At 41.1% G+C, this 207-nt stretch carries 1 protein-coding gene; it reads right to left on the bottom strand.

Going from position 1 to position 207, the window contains the following annotated elements; all coding sequences use genetic code 11:
* A partial coding sequence (gene pelG, locus V6260_RS19530) for an exopolysaccharide Pel transporter PelG (RefSeq protein ID WP_341595642.1) occupies nucleotides 1-119 on the bottom strand: 119 nt, incomplete at its 3' end.
* Between the last annotated feature and the right edge of the window lie 88 nt (nucleotides 120-207).

Here is a 207-nt window from a genome sequence, read left to right as displayed (position 1 = left end):
ACAATAGAGAGCAGCCAGGGGCCCGAGCCTATTAAACCTGCGGAGCCGTATGCTTCAAAAACTGAGAGCAGGGTATTTTTTTTGAGAAATTTCCGTATCTCAAAACCTATTCCAGCCATGCTATTGTATCCTTATAAAGTTTTTCGTAACGGGCAAACATGTGGCTCTCGTCATAAATTTTTTGTACGCGGTCTAAACCATTTTTTT

The sequence above is a fragment of the Pseudoalteromonas aliena genome (genome assembly GCF_038155085.1).
Lineage (GTDB): Bacteria > Pseudomonadota > Gammaproteobacteria > Enterobacterales > Alteromonadaceae > Pseudoalteromonas > Pseudoalteromonas aliena_A.
The sequence above is the reverse complement of the archived record's forward strand: the minus strand, read 5'-3'. Positions and strand labels throughout refer to the sequence as shown.